Source organism: Caldimicrobium thiodismutans (genome assembly GCF_001548275.1).
Taxonomy (GTDB): domain Bacteria; phylum Desulfobacterota; class Thermodesulfobacteria; order Thermodesulfobacteriales; family Thermodesulfobacteriaceae; genus Caldimicrobium; species Caldimicrobium thiodismutans.
In genome coordinates this window covers 1,571,507-1,588,655 of record NZ_AP014945.1, presented here as the reverse complement: position 1 = coordinate 1,588,655, position 17,149 = coordinate 1,571,507, and the positions used below count along the sequence as shown (strand labels likewise).

General features: G+C 39.5%; 14 protein-coding genes. 8 read left to right on the top strand and 6 right to left on the bottom strand.

All coding sequences use genetic code 11. The features are described from left to right. From THC_RS07930 to THC_RS07920, 3 genes are read left to right on the top strand one after another with little or no spacing between them, the layout of a single operon-like run. On the top strand, nt 1–759 hold the full coding sequence (locus THC_RS07930) for an ATP-binding protein (RefSeq protein WP_068515825.1): 759 nt from the start codon (nt 1–3) through the stop codon (nt 757–759). Beyond that, nucleotides 756–2,216 carry a cysteine--tRNA ligase gene (gene cysS, locus THC_RS07925; protein WP_068515821.1) on the top strand — a complete coding sequence of 487 codons (1,461 nt, stop codon included), beginning with the start codon at nt 756–758 and terminating at the stop codon, nt 2,214–2,216. The genes THC_RS07930 and cysS overlap by 4 nt, the downstream gene beginning before the upstream one ends. Beyond that, nucleotides 2,213–2,740: a CvpA family protein gene (locus tag THC_RS07920; protein WP_068515817.1), complete on the top strand. Its 528-nt coding sequence runs from the start codon at nt 2,213–2,215 to the stop codon at nt 2,738–2,740. Before cysS ends, THC_RS07920 begins: the two co-directional genes overlap by 4 nt. Here the strand turns inward: THC_RS07920 and hisB are convergent. Beyond that, nucleotides 2,737–3,321 carry an imidazoleglycerol-phosphate dehydratase HisB gene (hisB, locus tag THC_RS07915; protein ID WP_068516749.1) on the bottom strand — a complete coding sequence of 195 codons (585 nt, stop codon included), beginning with the start codon at nt 3,319–3,321 and terminating at the stop codon, nt 2,737–2,739. The two genes, THC_RS07920 and hisB, sit on opposite strands and share 4 nt — an antisense overlap. Nucleotides 3,322–3,334: 13 nt before the next feature. Then, entirely contained in the window at nt 3,335–5,077 is a 1,743-nt protein-coding gene (locus tag THC_RS07910) for a methyl-accepting chemotaxis protein (protein ID WP_068515814.1), read from the bottom strand. Nucleotides 5,078–5,343: 266 nt separating this feature from the next. Between THC_RS07910 and THC_RS07905 the strand changes: the two genes are divergently transcribed. Then, complete coding sequence (locus tag THC_RS07905) at nt 5,344–5,847, top strand: hypothetical protein (RefSeq protein WP_068515809.1); 504 nt, start codon at nt 5,344–5,346, stop codon at nt 5,845–5,847. A 76-nt stretch (nt 5,848–5,923) separates the two neighbouring features. Here THC_RS07905 and THC_RS07900 read toward each other — a convergent pair whose 3' ends face one another. Both THC_RS07900 and alaS read right to left on the bottom strand, forming a co-directional pair. Then, entirely contained in the window at nt 5,924–6,151 is a 228-nt protein-coding gene (locus tag THC_RS07900) for a thioredoxin family protein (RefSeq protein ID WP_068515806.1), read from the bottom strand. Then, nucleotides 6,144–8,741, bottom strand: coding sequence for an alanine--tRNA ligase (gene alaS / locus THC_RS07895; protein WP_068515803.1), 2,598 nt, complete (start codon nt 8,739–8,741; stop codon nt 6,144–6,146). Before alaS ends, THC_RS07900 begins: the two co-directional genes overlap by 8 nt. A 327-nt stretch (nt 8,742–9,068) precedes the next feature. Between alaS and ndk the strand changes: the two genes are divergently transcribed. Both ndk and thiL read left to right on the top strand, forming a co-directional pair. Next, nucleotides 9,069–9,491: a nucleoside-diphosphate kinase gene (gene ndk, locus THC_RS07890; RefSeq protein ID WP_068516747.1), complete on the top strand. Its 423-nt coding sequence runs from the start codon at nt 9,069–9,071 to the stop codon at nt 9,489–9,491. Continuing rightward, a complete protein-coding gene (gene thiL / locus THC_RS07885; protein ID WP_068515800.1) occupies nt 9,491–10,432 on the top strand; it encodes a thiamine-phosphate kinase in 942 nt (313 codons plus the stop codon). Before ndk ends, thiL begins: the two co-directional genes overlap by 1 nt. Here the strand turns inward: thiL and THC_RS07880 are convergent. Next, complete coding sequence (locus tag THC_RS07880; RefSeq protein ID WP_068515796.1) at nt 10,410–10,853, bottom strand: Hsp20/alpha crystallin family protein; 444 nt, start codon at nt 10,851–10,853, stop codon at nt 10,410–10,412. The two genes, thiL and THC_RS07880, sit on opposite strands and share 23 nt — an antisense overlap. Before the next feature lie 158 nt (nt 10,854–11,011). On the opposite strand from THC_RS07880, the gene clpB reads away from it, so the two are divergent. Together clpB and fmt are read left to right on the top strand one after the other, a co-directional pair. After that, the gene (gene clpB / locus THC_RS07875; protein WP_068515792.1) at nt 11,012–13,606 is read left to right on the top strand and encodes an ATP-dependent chaperone ClpB; all 2,595 of its coding nucleotides are present in this window, start codon (nt 11,012–11,014) and stop codon (nt 13,604–13,606) included. Then, a complete protein-coding gene (gene fmt, locus THC_RS07870) occupies nt 13,606–14,544 on the top strand; it encodes a methionyl-tRNA formyltransferase (RefSeq protein WP_068515787.1) in 939 nt (312 codons plus the stop codon). The genes clpB and fmt overlap by 1 nt, the downstream gene beginning before the upstream one ends. Here fmt and THC_RS07865 read toward each other — a convergent pair. Then, a complete protein-coding gene (locus THC_RS07865; RefSeq protein ID WP_068515784.1) occupies nt 14,539–17,139 on the bottom strand; it encodes a protein translocase subunit SecDF in 2,601 nt (866 codons plus the stop codon). The genes fmt and THC_RS07865 overlap by 6 nt on opposite strands. Nucleotides 17,140–17,149: the final 10 nt, after the last annotated feature.

Below are 17,149 nucleotides of genomic sequence, written 5' to 3'. Positions count from 1 at the left end.
ATGCCTGTTAGGATTTCTTTTGCAGGAAAGGGCGGAACAGGAAAAAGCACCCTTTCTGCCTTACTTGTAAATTACCTTCTTGATCATAATCTAAAGCCCATATTAGCGGTAGATGCTGACCCAAATGCCAATTTAAACGAACTTCTGGGAGAAGAGGTAGAGATTACTCTGGGAGAAATTAAAGAGGAGTTAAGAAAAAGTGTTCCCGATAGTATGGCAAGATATGACTATGTTGAGATGAGGCTCCATCAGGCAGTCATTGAGGGTCAGGGCTATGATCTCATTGTGATGGGGCAACCGGAAGGACCTGGTTGCTATTGTGCAGCCCATTCCTTCCTTTCTCAAGCCATTGAAAAACTCATGCGCTCCTATAATTATCTTGTCATTGACAATGAAGCTGGCATGGAACACCTTTCAAGATTAAATCTCCTTGAGATGGAACACCTGATTATTGTATCTGATGCCTCTCACAGGGGTATTATGACCGTAGGAAGGATTGCAGATCTCTTAAGAAGTCTGCAAATTCAGGTAGGTAACCTCTGGATGGTTGTTAACCGGTGTCCTGAAAATCTCCCCGAGGAACTTAAAAAATTTGCTTATGAAATCTCTGAAAAACACTCGTTAAAACTACTTGCCTTTCTCCCTGAAGACCCAAAAGTATTAGAATTTGAAGCCAAGAGAATTCCGGTCTTTAACTGGGAATCTTCAGTTCTTAAAAGGGCAAGTTACCAATCCTTTGGTAATCTTCTTTCCTCATGAAACTGCGTATTTACAATACCCTGTCACGAAAGATTGAAGACTTTGAACCTCTAAATCCTCCAAGAGTTACCATGTATGTCTGTGGAATTACTGCTTATGACTCCTCACATCTTGGCCATGCGCGCTCTGCCATTATCTTTGATGTGCTCTTTCGTATCCTGAGATGGCTCTGCTATGAGGTCCTTTATGTAAGAAACATAACAGATATTGATGATAAAATCATAAATAGGGCAAATCGTGAAGGTCTTTTCTGGAAAGATATTACAGAAAGATATACTCAGGAATATCAGGAGGAGATGGAAAAACTCGGGGTCTTAAAGCCAACTTTTGAACCCAAGGCAAGTGAGCATATCCATGAAATTATAAGTCTTATTGAAAAACTCATAAATGGTGGTTTAGCCTATGTAAGTGAAGGTGATGTCTATTTTGCTGTAGAGAAATTTAAAGGCTATGGGAAACTTTCAGGCAGAAAATTGGAAGAACTTCTCTCCGGGGTAAGAATTGATCCCTCAGAAAAAAAGAGAAATCCACTGGACTTTGCCCTCTGGAAGTCAGCCAAACCTGGAGAGCCTTTCTGGGAAAGCCCTTGGGGATTTGGTCGGCCTGGCTGGCACATTGAGTGCTCAGCCATGAGTTTAAAGTATCTGGGTGAAACCATTGATATTCACGGAGGGGGGCTTGACCTCATTTTCCCCCATCATGAAAACGAAATTGCCCAGAGTGAGGGTGCAACAGGCAAGACCTTTGTGCGTTACTTTATTCACCACGGACTTATTACTGTTGAAGGCGAAAAGATGTCTAAAAGTCTGGGAAATTTTGTTACCACAGCTTATCTCCTTGAAAAATATCATCCTGAAGTTATCCGGGCCTTTCTACTGTCTAAACATTACCGGTCACCTCTTGACTATTCAGAAAAGAATATTCAGGAAACAGAAAAAGCTATGTATAGACTTTATGAAACCCTCTATTGGATAAATAAGGCTACTCCTAAGAAGGAGGGAGGCCTTCTTCCTCGTTCAAAGAGTCTAAAAGAGGCCCTGTCTAAATTTAAGGAGACCTTTGTGCAGGCTCTTCTTGAAGACTTGAATACTGCCTTAGCCTTAGGACACCTTTTTGCCTTAGAAGGAGAACTCTATAATTTTATTAACCGTTTTAAAGATTTAACAACCGAAGAAGTAACCCTCTTAAAAGAGGCCTTAAAGGAGATTCAAGAACTTTCTGGAGGACTCCTTGGAATTGCCAAAACTGACCCTGAGGCATTTTTTTTCTCTGAAAAAGAGAGGAAACTCAAAGCCAAGGGAAAAACCTTAAATGAGGTAGAGGAGTTAATACAGAAAAGATTTGAGGCCCGTCTGGAAAAAAACTTTGCCTTAGCTGACTCCATACGCACAGAGCTTCAAAAACTTGGTATCCAGCTTAAGGACACCAAAGAGGAGACCTTTTGGTTTGTTGAATGATCTGGTTTGACTTTCTGGCTCTTGGCTTTATAGCCTATTTTGTCATAAGGGGTCTTTTATCAGGTTTTATCAAAAACTTTTTTTCCTTAGTGGGCATGCTTGTTGCTTTCCTCTATTCTGGTTGGTTATCCCTTAAACTTAAACCTTACATAGCTCATTTTATTAATCATCCTAAGGGTCAGCTTCTGATAAGCTTTCTTCTTGCCTTTCTACTTATCTATATTACTTTTCTACTTTTGGGTTTTGTGATTGTCCTTGCGTTAAAAACCATGCATATTAGCCTTGGAGACAGAATTCTTGGGGCCCTTTTTGGTTTCATTAAAGGAGCCCTTTTTACAACCTTCCTCTATTTTCTCATTGTTATTCCCTTTCCTCCAGCCCGTGAATCCTTAGATCGGGCTCTAACTTATCCAGTTGTTAACACTACAACCAAAGTATTAGTCCGTTTCATTCCCCAGAGCTGGATAGAATTTATCAAAAGAAGCAGAAAATATTATGAAATTCCCAAAATGTTTCTCAATTAGAGAAGCCCTTTGGTGGAGAGAACATCCTCTTCAGTTATAGTGATTGCCTTTCTAAGGGCATGAGCAAAGGCTTTGAAAAGGCTCTCCGCAATATGATGCGCATTTTTACCATAAAAATTTCGCAGATGTAAAGTAAAGAGCCCATTAAACACTAAGGCCCTAAAAAATTCCTCAATTAACTCTGTATCAAAGTTTCCTATTTTCTCTACGGGAAAATTAACCTCGTAATGAAGAAAAGGGCGTCTTGCAAGATCAAGCACAGCCTGAGAAAGGGCCTCTTCCATAGGGATTGTTGCCTCACCATACCTTGCCATCCCCTTTCTATCACCTAAGGCTTCTTCAAAAGCCTGCCCAAAAAGGATAGCAATGTCCTCAACGGTATGATGAAAATCAACCTCAAGGTCACCTTCTGCGAAAAGTTCAAGGTTAACTCCAGAGTGGAAACTAAAAAGCTCAAGCATGTGATCAAGAAAACCTATACCAGTTGTAATTTTACTTTTTTCAAGATATTCCCCATACAAATCAAGAGTAATAGAAATGTTTGTTTCCCGTGTAACTCGGTCTTTTTTAACTAAAACCATAACCTGCACCTATTTATAGTTTAAACATCTCAGAGATTCCTCTTAAAGTATCTGCAAGTTCTTTCAATTTTTCAGCAGTCTCAAGATTAAGAGAGGAGATTGTTCTTAAGGCCTCCACAGATTTAATTAGCTCTTCCATGGAACTTCCAATTTCAGAGGTATAAAGGGCAGTATCTTGTAAATAAGTATTTACCTCACCCATGGTTATAGTCTGCTCTTCAGCAGCGCTGGCTATAACATTGGCTGCATCGTTTATCTGATTAACCATTTCCCGAATGGAATCAATAGAGGCAATAGAATTTTTAATATTTTCCTGAACTTCAGCAATCATGTTTTCAATATCTTTGGTTGCAGACTGGGTTTGTTTAGCAAGTTCTTTAACCTCATTAGCTACAACTGCAAAGCCCTTACCTGCTTCCCCAGCCCGTGCCGCCTCAATACTTGCATTGAGAGCTAATAGATTGGTTGCCTCTGCAATATTATTGATAAGGTTAACAATCTCACCTATTTTCTTGGAATCCTCCGCCAATCTCTCAACAACTTCGTGGGCAAGATCCGTTCTTGTTTTGGCCTCTTTGGTCATCTCCGTTGTCTTAAGCACATTCTTTGTGATCTCCTGAATGGCAATATTCATCTGTTCAAAGGAATGGGAAACCTCATTTAGCTTCATATTAATATCCACAACTTTTTGATTCACCATCTCTGTGATCTGAGAGAGATTAAGAGCTGATTCATCAAGCTGTAAGGATTTCTCTTTCATAAGGCCAGTTGTATTTAGAAGTTCTGTAAAGGAATTTAAAAGCCCCTTTACTAAATTTATAAGTCCCTGACGCATATCTTCAAGGGAAGTAACCAGTCTTTTTAATTCATCCTCTCTATCATAAGTAAAAGCAAAAGAAAGATCTCCTTTAGCAATCTTTTCAGTAACTGAAATAACCTCATTGAGAGGCTTTTCAAGGTTTCTCTTCATAAAGTTCCTGACAAAGAAGAGGGCCACAAGCATAATAGTAAAAGTGGCTAAGGCAAGCAAACCAATAACTAAATAAAGTCTATTCAGGTGGGAATCAAGAAAATAGATGATCTCAAAGGCTCCGTGAATCTCTCCAGCCTTCCAACCCTCCATAGGCCCACCGGTTAAGTCTTTACCCTCTTTATTTCCCCAGAGCTCAAATGATTTAGCAGGATCGCCATGACAAATAAGACAGTCCTCTGTGAGAATAACAGGCCTAAAAATCCTTATAGCCTTTCTCTCTTTTCCACTTTGAGGATCTCTAAAGTTTCCTTCAAATACATAGGTTCCCTTTATAGTTCCCTCTTTATATTTTTTAAGGATCTCTTTTTCTACTTCATCAGGAGTATTAGCGGGATTTCTGGGATTTTCCTTGGGAGTTTTGAAAAAGTATCCTCCTTCCTTTTCTCCCATTTTAATTGTCCTCATCGCCTGAACAACGGGAACAATATTAAGAAAATCATTTATGATCTCTTTATATCTGGCTTCGTTCCCTTCAGCCTTGGCCTTAAGAGCCCCTTGTTTCAACATTTCCATATTATGAATAAAAATACCTTTTTCATGAAGATTACCAAAATTTTTCCTTATATTTTCACCCTGAATTAATATACCTTCGGCACCAATTATTAAAGTCTTTTTAAATTGTTGATAGGTGTTAATACTCTGCAAGATAAAAATAAAAAGAGCAACCATAATCAGGACAATTATAAAACTCCCAAGAACCTTGCCTTTGATTGTTTTGAACATGGGTAACCTCCAAATTAGGTATTCTGAGTTTAAATTTTTCTTTATTATAAAAAATTTTTCTATGTAGTCAAGCAAATGTATGCGCCCATATCTTTTGAGACTCTATAGGATTTTTCCTGCTACTCACCTCTCACCTTTTCATCATTACCCCTCTTCTTTTTTTTGTAAGGATGTGAACTTACATAGAAGGGCAAAATTTTTACTTTTTAGAAATCTATTTCACATTCCATTTTAAACTTAAAAATTTAGGTTATTTTTTTATTAAAATGGCCAAACAAGAATCAAGACACCTTTTTTTGGTTCAGGCAGAAAACTTTTTCTTAGCTTCTCAAAAGGTTAAGCACTTTTTAGAAAGATATGAGCTCGTGCGATATGATTCTTTTTTTATTGAAAAAACCCATTTTAGAGCAGATACAGATACCTTCTGGCTGGAAATTGAAAGGGGCCTTATTGAAAATCAGAAAGTTCTTAAAGGCTACTTAGAGGACCTTAAAAAAGAAGGGTTTACAAATTTTTCAGACCTCCTCAACCTTCCTCAGGGTTATCTAAGCAAAATTGTTCATCTTATTGCACACCTTTTGGATGGATTTTTCGGGATTGATTCCTATTTTTACAATCTTGTTGAAGATTCTCACTGGATTAGCCCTTCTCTTAAACGAAATATAGAAAAGACTCCAGATAATTATTTTTTAGTCCAGGTTACAGCCCAAATGGAAGAACCTCTCTATAAATTTGAGACCTTAAGTCCCAGAAGCTTTTTTAAGATGTAGCTTCCCTTAAGTGTTTTCTCAAAATCGTTACCGTTGGCACCGGACTGAGCCTCCCAGACTCATCTATAAAAAGTCTTCAGGTAAATCCCCCCTGGGGAAGGGGTTGGAGCTCTTTGCCATTAATTATCACAGTTGGAGAACCCTTTAGCCCAAGCCTTTCAGCCTCCTCAGGAGAAAGTCTCTTATAGCTTACCTCTGCGGTAAGACCTTCAAGAGAAAGAGCCTTTTTAAGGTTTTCCCGAAGTTGAGGCTCTGTGGTGCAGGTAAGATTCATAAAAACATCAATCCTGATTTTTTCAGACATAAGCCTGGATCACCTCCTCTATTTTTTTTCTTATCTCCTCAAGAGATACTTTTTTACTAAAACTTCCTTGTGCAAGCTCATTCCTTCCCCCACCCTTTAGTCCTAAGGACTCTGATAACCTTCTAAAAACCTCTCCAGCTGAAATTCTGGAAGAAAGGTCTTTGGTCACCATACATACTGCAAGCTTATCCCCTTCCCTTTCTCCTATCAAGAAGAAAATCCCGCTGGAAAGGGCATTTTTAAAAAAATCACCAAATTCTCTAAGTTCATCCATTTTCTCTGTCTCAAAGGCTGATACAAGAACCTTGACCCCCTTAACCTCTTTAACCTCTTTAAGTTTGGCAGAAAGCTCACTTTTAATATCCTTTGATCTAAGTCTTTTTATCTCCCGTTGAAGCCTTGAATTTTCCTCAAGCAACTCCTGAACTCTTTTTTCTAAATCCTTAGAGCTTGTTTTAAGTATCTCTGAAACTCTCTCAAGCCTATTTTCAAGCTCCTTTACAAAGGCATAGGCCCTCATTCCAGCAACAGCCTCAATCCTTCTCACCCCACTTGCCACACTGCTTTCAGAGATTATCTTAAAAAGCCCTATCTCACCAGTAGCTTTAACATGGGTGCCTCCACAAAGTTCACAGGAAATATCGTTTATTTTTATAACCCTTACAAGATCTCCATACTTTTCTTCAAAAAAAGCCAGAGCTCCCAGTTTTTCAGCCTCCTCTTTCTTCACTAAATAAATCTCTAAGGGATAATTCTGTAAAACCCATTGATTGACAAAGTTTTCAACCTGGTTAAGTTCATCCTGGGTCAGAGCCTGAAAGTGCGAAAAATCAAAACGCAGCCTTGAATCCTCAACCAAGGATCCTGACTGACGAACATGAGGGCCAAGAACCTTTCTCAAGGCAGCATGAAGAAGATGGGTAGCTGTATGATGACGGGCAATATGAGCCCTCCTCTCAGCATCAACTCTTAATTCCACCTCTTCACCTATCTCTAATGTCCCTTCTAAAATCTTGACCCTATGATAAATGACCTCCCCTACCTTTTGAACATCAATAATCTTCGCCTTGCCTTTATTCCCAAGAATCAATCCTCTATCAGCTATCTGTCCACCACCCTCGGGATAAAAAGGGGTTATATCAGTGATTAAAAAGTCCTCAGTAAAGGCAATTATCTTACCTTTTTCTGTTAAACTCTCGTATCCCACAAAGAAGGTCTGCACTCCCTCCTGGAGAAGGCTCTTAATCTCCTCAGGAACTCTCTCTAAAGCCCCCTTCCAGGATTTTCGAGACTCCTGTCTTGCCTGTTCTCTTAAGCTTTCAAATCCAGCAACATCTAAGTCAAATCCTAAAGGCAAAACATAGTCTCTCACAAGATCATAGGGAAAACCATAGGTATCATAAAGTTTAAAAAGAAGTTCCCCTGGAATAATTTTAACTCCCTCTTTAGAAAGCTTAGATACCTCTTTTTCTAAAAGCTCTAATCCAAAGTTTAAGGTCTCCTGAAACTTTTCTTCCTCAATCTTTAAAACCTTTTCAACCACGGTGACATTTTTGTTTAGCTCTGGATAAATCTCTCCAAACTCCTCAACTACAGGGGTAATAATTTTATACAAAAAGGGTTCTCTCAGACCAAGAAGTTTTCCAAATCTTTCTGCCCTTCTTATTATTCTTCTAAGCACATAGGACCTTCCTTCATTAGAGGGTAAAATCCCCTCAGAGATTAAAAAAACTGAGGCCCTTAGGTGATCAGCAATGACTCTAAAGGCTACTTCTGTTTCCTGACTTTCTTTAAAGGGCCTTCCTGAAAGCTCTTCCAGGGCGTGCATAATTCCTGCGAAAAGGTCGGTATCATAATTTGAGGGAACCCCCTGAACTACTGCTGTGATTCTTTCAAGGCCCATTCCTGTATCAATACTTGGTTTGGGAAGGGGCTTTAATGTGCCATCAGGAAAACGCTCATACTGCATAAAAACTAAGTTCCAGATCTCAAGATAGCGATCACAACTACAGCCTGGTTTACAATCCGGGCTTCCACAGGAGAAGGCCTCCCCCTGATCAAAAATGAGCTCTGAGCAAGGGCCACAGGGCCCGGTATCGCCCATCATCCAAAAGTTATCTTTTTCTCCTAAAGGAACAATTTTATCCTCCGAAAACCCTGCTATCTTTTTCCAGAGTTTGATTGCCTCCTCATCTTCTCTGAAAACTGTGGCATAAAGTCTTTCCTTAGGAAGATTTAGTTCCTGAGTAACAAATTCCCAGGCAAAGGCTATGGCCTCCTCTTTGAAATAATCTCCAAAGGAAAAATTCCCAAGCATCTCAAAAAAGGTGTGATGCCTTGCGGTATATCCAACATTTTCAAGATCATTGTGCTTCCCCCCTGCCCGCATACATTTCTGACAGGAAACAGCTCTTTTATAAGGTCTTACCTCCTCTCCCAAAAATACCCTCTTAAACTGAACCATCCCCGCATTGGTGAAAAGAAGGGTTGGATCATCTTTGGGAATAAGGGGAGAACTTGGCACAACCTCATGACCTCGCTCCTTAAAAAATTCAAGAAATTTTTGCCTGATAATTCTTCCTCTAAGCATCCCTATCCCCTTCACAAATAAATTTTAAAATATAAAGAAAAAATTTACCTTTTCTTGATTAATTTTCAAGAAGAGGCCCTGAAATAACTTTGTTTTGCCCCTTACTAAAACTAAAGATTGTAATGAACTGCGTCTTTGCATAGGTTCATATCCTTAGAAGAAATAGGAAGGGTGGAAAAGGGGGAAAAAGGTGAGAGGTAGTAGAAAAAATCCTCTTGAGTCTCAAATGATATGAGCTTATACAGATTCTTTTAAAAATCAAAAAAATTGGTAAAATTCAGTTGTCAAAAAATTAATTAACCCTGTCAAAGGAGGAGGGATAAGATGATTGAGAGAACTCTTGTTATGATTAAGCCTGATGGTGTGGAGAGAAATCTTATTGGAAAAGTAATCAGCATCTTTGAAGAAAAGGGTTTAAAAGTAATTGCCTTAAAAAAGGTAAGATTATCCAAGGATCAGGCTAAAGCCTTTTATATTGTTCATAAAGAAAGACCTTTTTATGAAGACTTAACTAATTATATGTCTTCAGGGCCAATCGTAGCCTTGGTTCTGGAAGGAGAAAATGCAATAAAAAGAGTTAGAGAAATCATGGGAGCAACCGACCCCAAAGAAGCTGCTGAGGGCACGATAAGAAAACTCTTTGCTATTGATAAAGAAAAGAATACTGTGCATGGTTCTGATAGCCCGGAATCAGCTGCCAAGGAAATTCCCTTTTTCTTTAGTGAATACGAGTTAATTGCCCTGAGTTAATGACTGAAAAGGAATGGCTTGAATATTTAAAAAAATACCTCTGGACAAAACCTCCCGTTGTTTCAGCCTTTAATGAGGATTGTGCGGTAATTCAAGCTGAAGAAGGAAAATACCTCCTTTTTACCACTGATGCCTTAATAGAAGGGGTCCACTTTGACCTGAGCTATACAGATTTTTATACCTTAGGAATAAAACTTGCGGTTTCAAACTTAAGTGATATCGCTGCCATGGGTGGAGAGCCCAGATGGGCCCTTCTTACCCTTGGCTCCCCTAAGCCCCTTGAACCAGAATGGATTGATCCCTTTATGGAAGGGCTTGTATCAACCCTTGAAAGGTATTCTGCTTATCTTATTGGTGGAGACACCGTTAAAAGTCCCTGTTATATGCTTAATCTTGCCTTAACAGGAGAGACCGATAGTCCCCTTTTGCGATCAAAAGCAAGGCCAGGAGACCTCATTTTTGTCTCAAAGCCCCTTGGAGAAAGCTCTGCCTTTTTGAGATATATAAAAACCTATCCCCAGACCGAAGTGCCTGCTAACTTGAAAAAGGCCCATTTAAGACCTTCCCCTGAAATAGAATTGGGAAGGGCCATAAGGAAAATAGCTCATGCCTGCATAGACATCTCCGATGGCTTGCTTCTTGATCTTTATAGAATTTGCACAGCTTCAGAAGTCTCAGCTGAAATTGATGAAGATAAAATTCCCCTGGGATACGGGGTAACTTTACAAGATGCCCTCTCAGGAGGAGAAGATTATGCCCTCCTTTTCACTATTCCGCAAGAAAATCTAAAAGACCTTGAAAGAAAAAAAACAAAAGATCTTTATAAAATAGGAAAAATCTTAAAAGGGAAAGGTAAAATAATTCTGAAAACCCAAAGGGGGGAAACCAGGGAGGTCCCCCCTTTAGGTTTTGATCACTTTACTTTTCGACCTCAACCTTAATGAGTTTTTTCTTAGCCTCTGGCTTCTTAGGAAGAGTTACTTTCAATACACCATCCTTATACTGAGCCTTTACTTTTTCTACATCAACTTCAGAAGGAAGCTGAATTGCTCTCATAAAACTTCCATAATATCTTTCTACTCTGTAATAGTTTTCCTTTTTCTCCTCAGCCTCTCTTTTCTTTTCACCTTTAATAGTTAAAACATTATCAACAAGATTGATTTCAATCTCTTCTGGTTTTACACCAGGTAGATCAGCTTTTACTATTACCTCATCATCAGTTTCTGAAACATCTACTGCTGGTGCCCATTCAATTACTTCCCATCTTTCTGGTAAATAAGATTTACCAAAAAATTCCTGCCATAGACGATCCATTTCCTTTTTTAAGTCTTGAAATGGACGCCAAATAGTTAGTTCTGCCATATCACCTCACCTCCTTTTAATTTTTGTTCCTTTTTATTTTTATAATAAACATCCTCTTTTTGATTTCAAGTCCCCTTTTATTTTTTTATGCACCTTGAAATGTATATCATAGAACTTAAATTTTTTAAAAAAATATAAAACCTTACCGGGAGGCAAAGATGAAGCTTGAAAAGTTTACCTTTAAAGCTCAAGAGGCTCTACAGAGCGCTCAAAAGATTGCCGAATCTCACAATCACACTCAACTTGAGCCAGAGCATATCTTAAAGGCCCTGGTTGAACAGGAGGGAGGCATTATCCCTATAATTCTTGATAGGGTTGGGGTAAACTCAAAGATTATCTCAACTGAACTTGACGAGATAATAGAGAGATTTCCCAAAATTTCAGGAGGGGCTTATCAGCTCTATCTTTCCATGCCTGCTAAACAGGTGCTTGATCGGGCAGAGGCCTTAGCCAAGGAAATGAGAGATGAATTTATCTCCACAGAGCATCTCTTTCTTAGTATTCTTGACAGCCCCTCTCGGGCTGGAGAACTCTTAAGAAAAAGAGGGGTAACCCTTAGCTCAACTAAAGAAGTTATAAACCAAATTCGGAAGGGAAGACGCATAACGGATCAAAATCCTGAAGAGCAGTATCAAGCCTTAGAAAAATTCGGCAGAGATCTAACCGCCCTTGCCAGAAGCGGAAAGCTTGACCCTGTCATTGGTAGAGATGAGGAAATCAGAAGGGTCATGCACATCCTCAGTCGGAGAACCAAAAATAATCCTGTTTTAGTTGGAGAACCTGGAGTTGGAAAAACCGCTATTGTTGAAGGTCTTGCCCAGAGAATTGTTGCAGGAGATGTACCTGAGGTCCTCAAAAATAAAAGGATAGTTCAACTTGATCTGGCTACTCTCCTTGCAGGCACTAAATTTAGAGGCGAGTTTGAGGAGAGACTCAAAGGAGTTATCCGGGAGGTCCAGGCAAGCGAGGGGGAGATTATTCTCTTTATAGATGAGATCCATACCATTGTTGGAGCTGGAGCAGCTGAGGGAGCCATGGATGCGGCTAATATGCTAAAACCTGCTCTGGCAAGGGGTGAACTTCGCTGTATAGGGGCAACCACCATTGAAGAATATAGAAAGTATATTGAAAAGGACCCTGCCCTTGAGAGACGATTCCAGCCTGTGCAAGTTGAAGAACCCACTCCAGAACAAGCCATTGCCATATTGAGAGGGCTTAAAGAGAAATATGAAGTCCACCACGGTGTCCGTATAACAGATAATGCCATTGTCTCAGCAGTTATGCTTTCTCATCGTTATATTACCGATAGATATCTTCCTGATAAGGCCATAGACCTTATTGACGAAGCAGCTGCCAAGTTAAGAATTGAGATTGATTCCATGCCCACAGTTATTGATGAAATTGAGAGAAAAATCAAACAACTTGAGATTGAAAAGGTGGCTCTGGAAAAAGAGACAGATCCCAAGGCCAAGGAGAGATATCAGAGGATCCTTGAACAATTAGAGGAATTGAGAAAAGAGGCTGAGGAGCTTAAGGCTCAGTGGTTGAAAGAAAAGGAAATTATCCAGAGTATTCGCAAACTCAAAGAAAAAATTGATCAATTAAAGATTGAGGCCCAGCAGGCAGAACGCCAGGGAGATCTTAATAGAGTAGCTGAAATTATTTATGGACAAATCCCTCAACTTCAAAAGGAGCTTGATGGAGAAAATCAAAAATTAGCGGAAATACAAAAGGAGGGCAAAAGTTTTCTCAAAGAAGAGGTAGACGAAGAGGATATTGCTGAAATCATTGCCAAATGGACAGGAATCCCTGTTAAGCGACTCCTTGAAAGTGAAAGAGAAAAGCTTTTGAGAATTGAAGAACGCCTTAAAGAACGAGTGGTTGGTCAAGATCAGGCTATTTCCTCAGTTTCCAATGCCCTAAGAAGGGCAAGGGCAGGGCTCAAAGACCCCAATCGCCCCATAGGTTCCTTTCTTTTCATTGGACCAACAGGTGTGGGTAAAACCGAGCTTGCCAAGGCTTTAGCTGAATTTATGTTTGACACAGAGCAGGCTATGATCCGAATTGATATGAGTGAATATATGGAAAAACATTCTGTTGCTCGTTTGATTGGTGCCCCTCCTGGATATGTAGGTTATGAAGAGGGAGGTCAGCTAACAGAGGCTGTGAGAAGAAGGCCTTACTCAGTAATTCTTTTTGATGAGATTGAAAAGGCCCATCCCGATGTCTTTAATGTTCTCCTTCAAGTCCTTGATGACGGAAGATTAACCGATGGCAAAGGCAGAACCGTTGACTTCAGAAATACTATCATAATTATGACCTCCAATGTGGGAAGCCATTACTTTCAAGAGAGCTTTCTTGATCGCCGAGAGATAGAAAATAGAATTCACGAGCTCCTTAAAGGAACCTTTAGACCGGAATTCTTGAACCGCATTGATGAAATCATTATTTTCAATAATCTTACACAGGAGGACATTATAAGAATTGTGGATATCCAAATAAGATATCTCAATTACCGTTTAGCTGAAAAAGGGCTTTCCATTGAACTTTCTGAGCGGGCTAAAGAGAGGTTATCTCAGGTGGGATTTGATCCAGTTTTTGGTGCAAGACCTCTAAAAAGGGCTATCCAAAAATACATTGAAAACCCCTTGGCAATGAAGATTTTAGAGGGTATTTTTGAGGAAGGAGATAAAATTATAGTTGACTTAAATGAGACTATGGATTTTGAATTTCGTAAGGCCATGGTGCATTGATGAAAAGGTATAAATGCCTTTTTTTTGGAACCCCTGAATTTGTCTTACCTGTTCTTGAGTTTCTCTATACAGGTGAAGATCTTTTGGGGGTGGTTACCCAACCGGATAAGCCGAAAGGAAGGGGGTTAGAAAAGGCCCCCTCCCCGGTTAAAAAATGGGCTTTATCCCATGGGCTTAAGGTCTTTGAACCTGTAAAGCTTAAAGACCCTGAGTTTCTCAAAGCCATTCAAAGTCTTTCTCCTGAGTTAATTGTAGTCTTTGCCTATGGAAAAATCTTACCAAGGGAGGTTCTGGAAATTCCCCCTGAGGGATGCTGGAACATTCACCTTTCTCTCTTACCTAAATACCGCGGGGCTTCTCCTGTGCAATGGGCCATATTCAACGGGGAAAAGGAAACCGGAGTTACCATCATGCTCATGGATGAAGGCATGGATACAGGCCCAATTTTGTTACAAAAATCTCTGGAAATCTCTGCAGAAGATACATCCCTTACTCTTCTTAAAAACTTAAGTGCTCTTTCTGTTATAGCTCTGAGAGAGGCCCTCTCTTTATGGAAAAAAGGAGACTTAAAACCAACTCCCCAACCTGATGAGGGGATAAGTTATGCCCCTTTGATTAAAAAAGAAGATGGCTTTTTTACCTTTGAAGAGCCTGCGGAAAGGATTCTAAGAAAACTAAAGGCTTTTTCTCCCTGGCCAGGGCTCTATACCCATTATCATGGAAAGATATTAAAGGTGCATTCAGCTAAGAGCTATCCTTTAACAGAGGACAAACCCTCGGGAAAAATCCTTAAAATCAGTCCCGAGGGGATCCTTGTAGCAACCTCTCAAGGAGCAATTTTACTTGAGGAAGTCCAACTTGAAGGAAAAAAGAGAATCTCTGCCTACGAATTTGCCCTTGGACAAAGATTAAAAGCTGGAGACTCCTTAGCTCTATAAAAGTTCTTCCTTACTTTTAAGTTCAGGTATCTTCCCCTTGTGAAAGAGCTTAAGTAATGGAGAGGCAATAAAGATTGAACTATAGGTCCCTACAATAAATCCAAGGGTAAGAGCAAGAGCAAAATCTCTAATCACTATGCCTCCAAAAAGAAGAAGAGCTAAGGATCCAAAAAGAGTGGTCAAAGTTGTAATAATAGTTCTTGAGAACACCTCATTTAAACTTTTATTTATTAAGGTATCAAAGTCAGACTCCCCCTCCCCCCTCAATATAACCTCTCTAATTCGATCAAAAATAACCACCGTATCAGTTAGAGAATATCCCGCAATGGTTAAAAGAGCAGTTATAAAAAGGAGATTTATTTCAAGACCAAGGAGATAAAAGATAGCAAAGACTGCAATTACATCATGAAAGGTAGCAAGCCCTGCTGCCACTCCAAAATAAAAATTAAACCTGAAGCTAAGATATAAAATTATCCCTCCTACAGCCCCAAGAATAGCTAAAAGAGCTTTTTTTTGTAATTCTTGACTAATAACACCTCCTATCTCTTCCTTAGCAAGGACCTGAAACTTATAATCTGAAATCTTTAAACTCAGAGTCTGAAGAAGGCGATTGACCTCCTCGGTAAGACTCTCTTTTCCGCTTTTCATCTTTAACAGCAGCAGATTTTCGCCTTTAACATCTTGCAGGGTCACATCAGGAAAACCTGAATCCTTCAAAATTGAACGCACCTTATCCAGATCAGGGGTCTTATTTGTTTTGAGATAGAGAATAGTTCCTCCTGTAAAGTCTATACCCAAGTTAGCCTTACCCATAAGGCTCATCACAAAGCCTGTTAACCCGAGCAGTGTTAAGATTATAGAAAAAATGGCAAATAATTTTTTATAGCACATAAAATTAAAGTTTGGCTTTTCAAGCAGTCTTAAAAAGGAGATCTTCAGATCCCTACCTTTTTCATAGAGGATCTCGTAAAAGATTTTGGTAACAAAAATAGCTGTAAAAAGATTGACTAAAATTGAAATTGAGAGGGTTACTGCAAAGCCTCGAATAGGCCCTGTTCCAAAGAAAAAGAGGATAAGAGAAGTGAGAAGGACAGTAATATGGGCATCAAATATAGTCCAAAAAGCCTTAGAATAACCTTGAAAGACTGCTGAATAAGAAGTCCTGCCCAAGCGAAGCTCTTCCCTGATTCTTTCAAAGATAAGAACATTGGAATCTATTCCCATACCAATACTTAAAATGATACCTGCAATACCAGGAAGAGTAAGAGTGGCTTGAAAGGCTGAAAGTAGAGCCAATAAGTAATAAATATTTAAAAGAAGAGCTATAACTGCTATAAAACCAGAAAGTTTGTAATAAATAATGGCAAAAAGTATAACAAGACCTGCTCCTATCAAGCCTGCTTTAATACCCTTTTCAATAGAATCCTTTCCAAGCGAAGGCCCAATAGTTATATTTTGAAGAATCTTTACTGGAGCAGGAAGGGCACCCGCTCTAAGCACAACAGAAAGATCTTTAGCCTCCTCCATGGTGAAGGAGCCTGTAATCTGGGCCTCCCCCCCGGCAATCTTTTCCTTTATAACTGGTGCGGATCTTACCACATCGTCAAGAACTATAGCAAGCCTTTTCCCCACATGAGTTGAGGTTATAGCCTCAAAGATCTTGGCCCCTCTATCATTAAACTGAATCCACACATAGGGCTCATTAAAGTTTGGGTCAATCCGCACCTGTGCATCCTTTAGATAATCTCCTGTAAGAAGGGTCTCTCTCTTAAGAAGAATAGGGATCCTGAGAAGATTCCCACTTTCCCTGTCTTTTTGCACTTCAAAATAAAATTCTGTATCCGGAGGTAGATAAGGTCTTAAAAGGGTTCTCCACTCTTCAAGATTATTGATATCCTTTATCCGTCCCTCTTGAGTAAAAGTTGAGATAAGAGTATTTAAATCAATTCTTTTCATAGCTTCATCATCTACAAGTTTAAACTCAAGCTGGGCTGTTTGCCCAATTATTCGCATGGCCCTTTCAGGATCCTTAACCCCGGGAAGCTGGATAACCACCTTATCTGTTCCCTGTTTAGTTATAATAGGCTCAGCAACCCCAAACTGATCAATACGATTGCGCAAGACCTCAAGGAGCTGGTTCACAAGATTTTCTTTTACAAACTTTTCTCTTTCTGCAGAAAGGGCTATGTTTGCTACATAAACCGACCCTTCTCGCTTTTCACTCTCAAGGTATATCTCCTTAATACCTGGAAGAATCTCCCTTTTTAAAAGTTCAAGGTCTTCAGCCTTCTGAAGTTTAAGGGTTGCCATAAGCCTTCCATATTGAAGTTCATAGGTTATTCCCTTTCTCTCTATGGTCTGTTTAATATCATGCAGATAATTTTCAAACTGGTTTTGTAAAGCCTTTTCCAAATCTGGTTTTAAAACTAAATGAACTCCACCCTTGAGATCTAAGCCAAGCTTTAATTGTCCGCGATAAATGTATTTGGTAAACCAGCCTGGAAGATCAGGCACAAAGGTCGGCAAAAGAAGAATTCCTGCCAAAAGGGTAAGCAGAATAACTAAAAAAATCTTTAACTTGAGAGCTAATCTCATTTAAAACCTC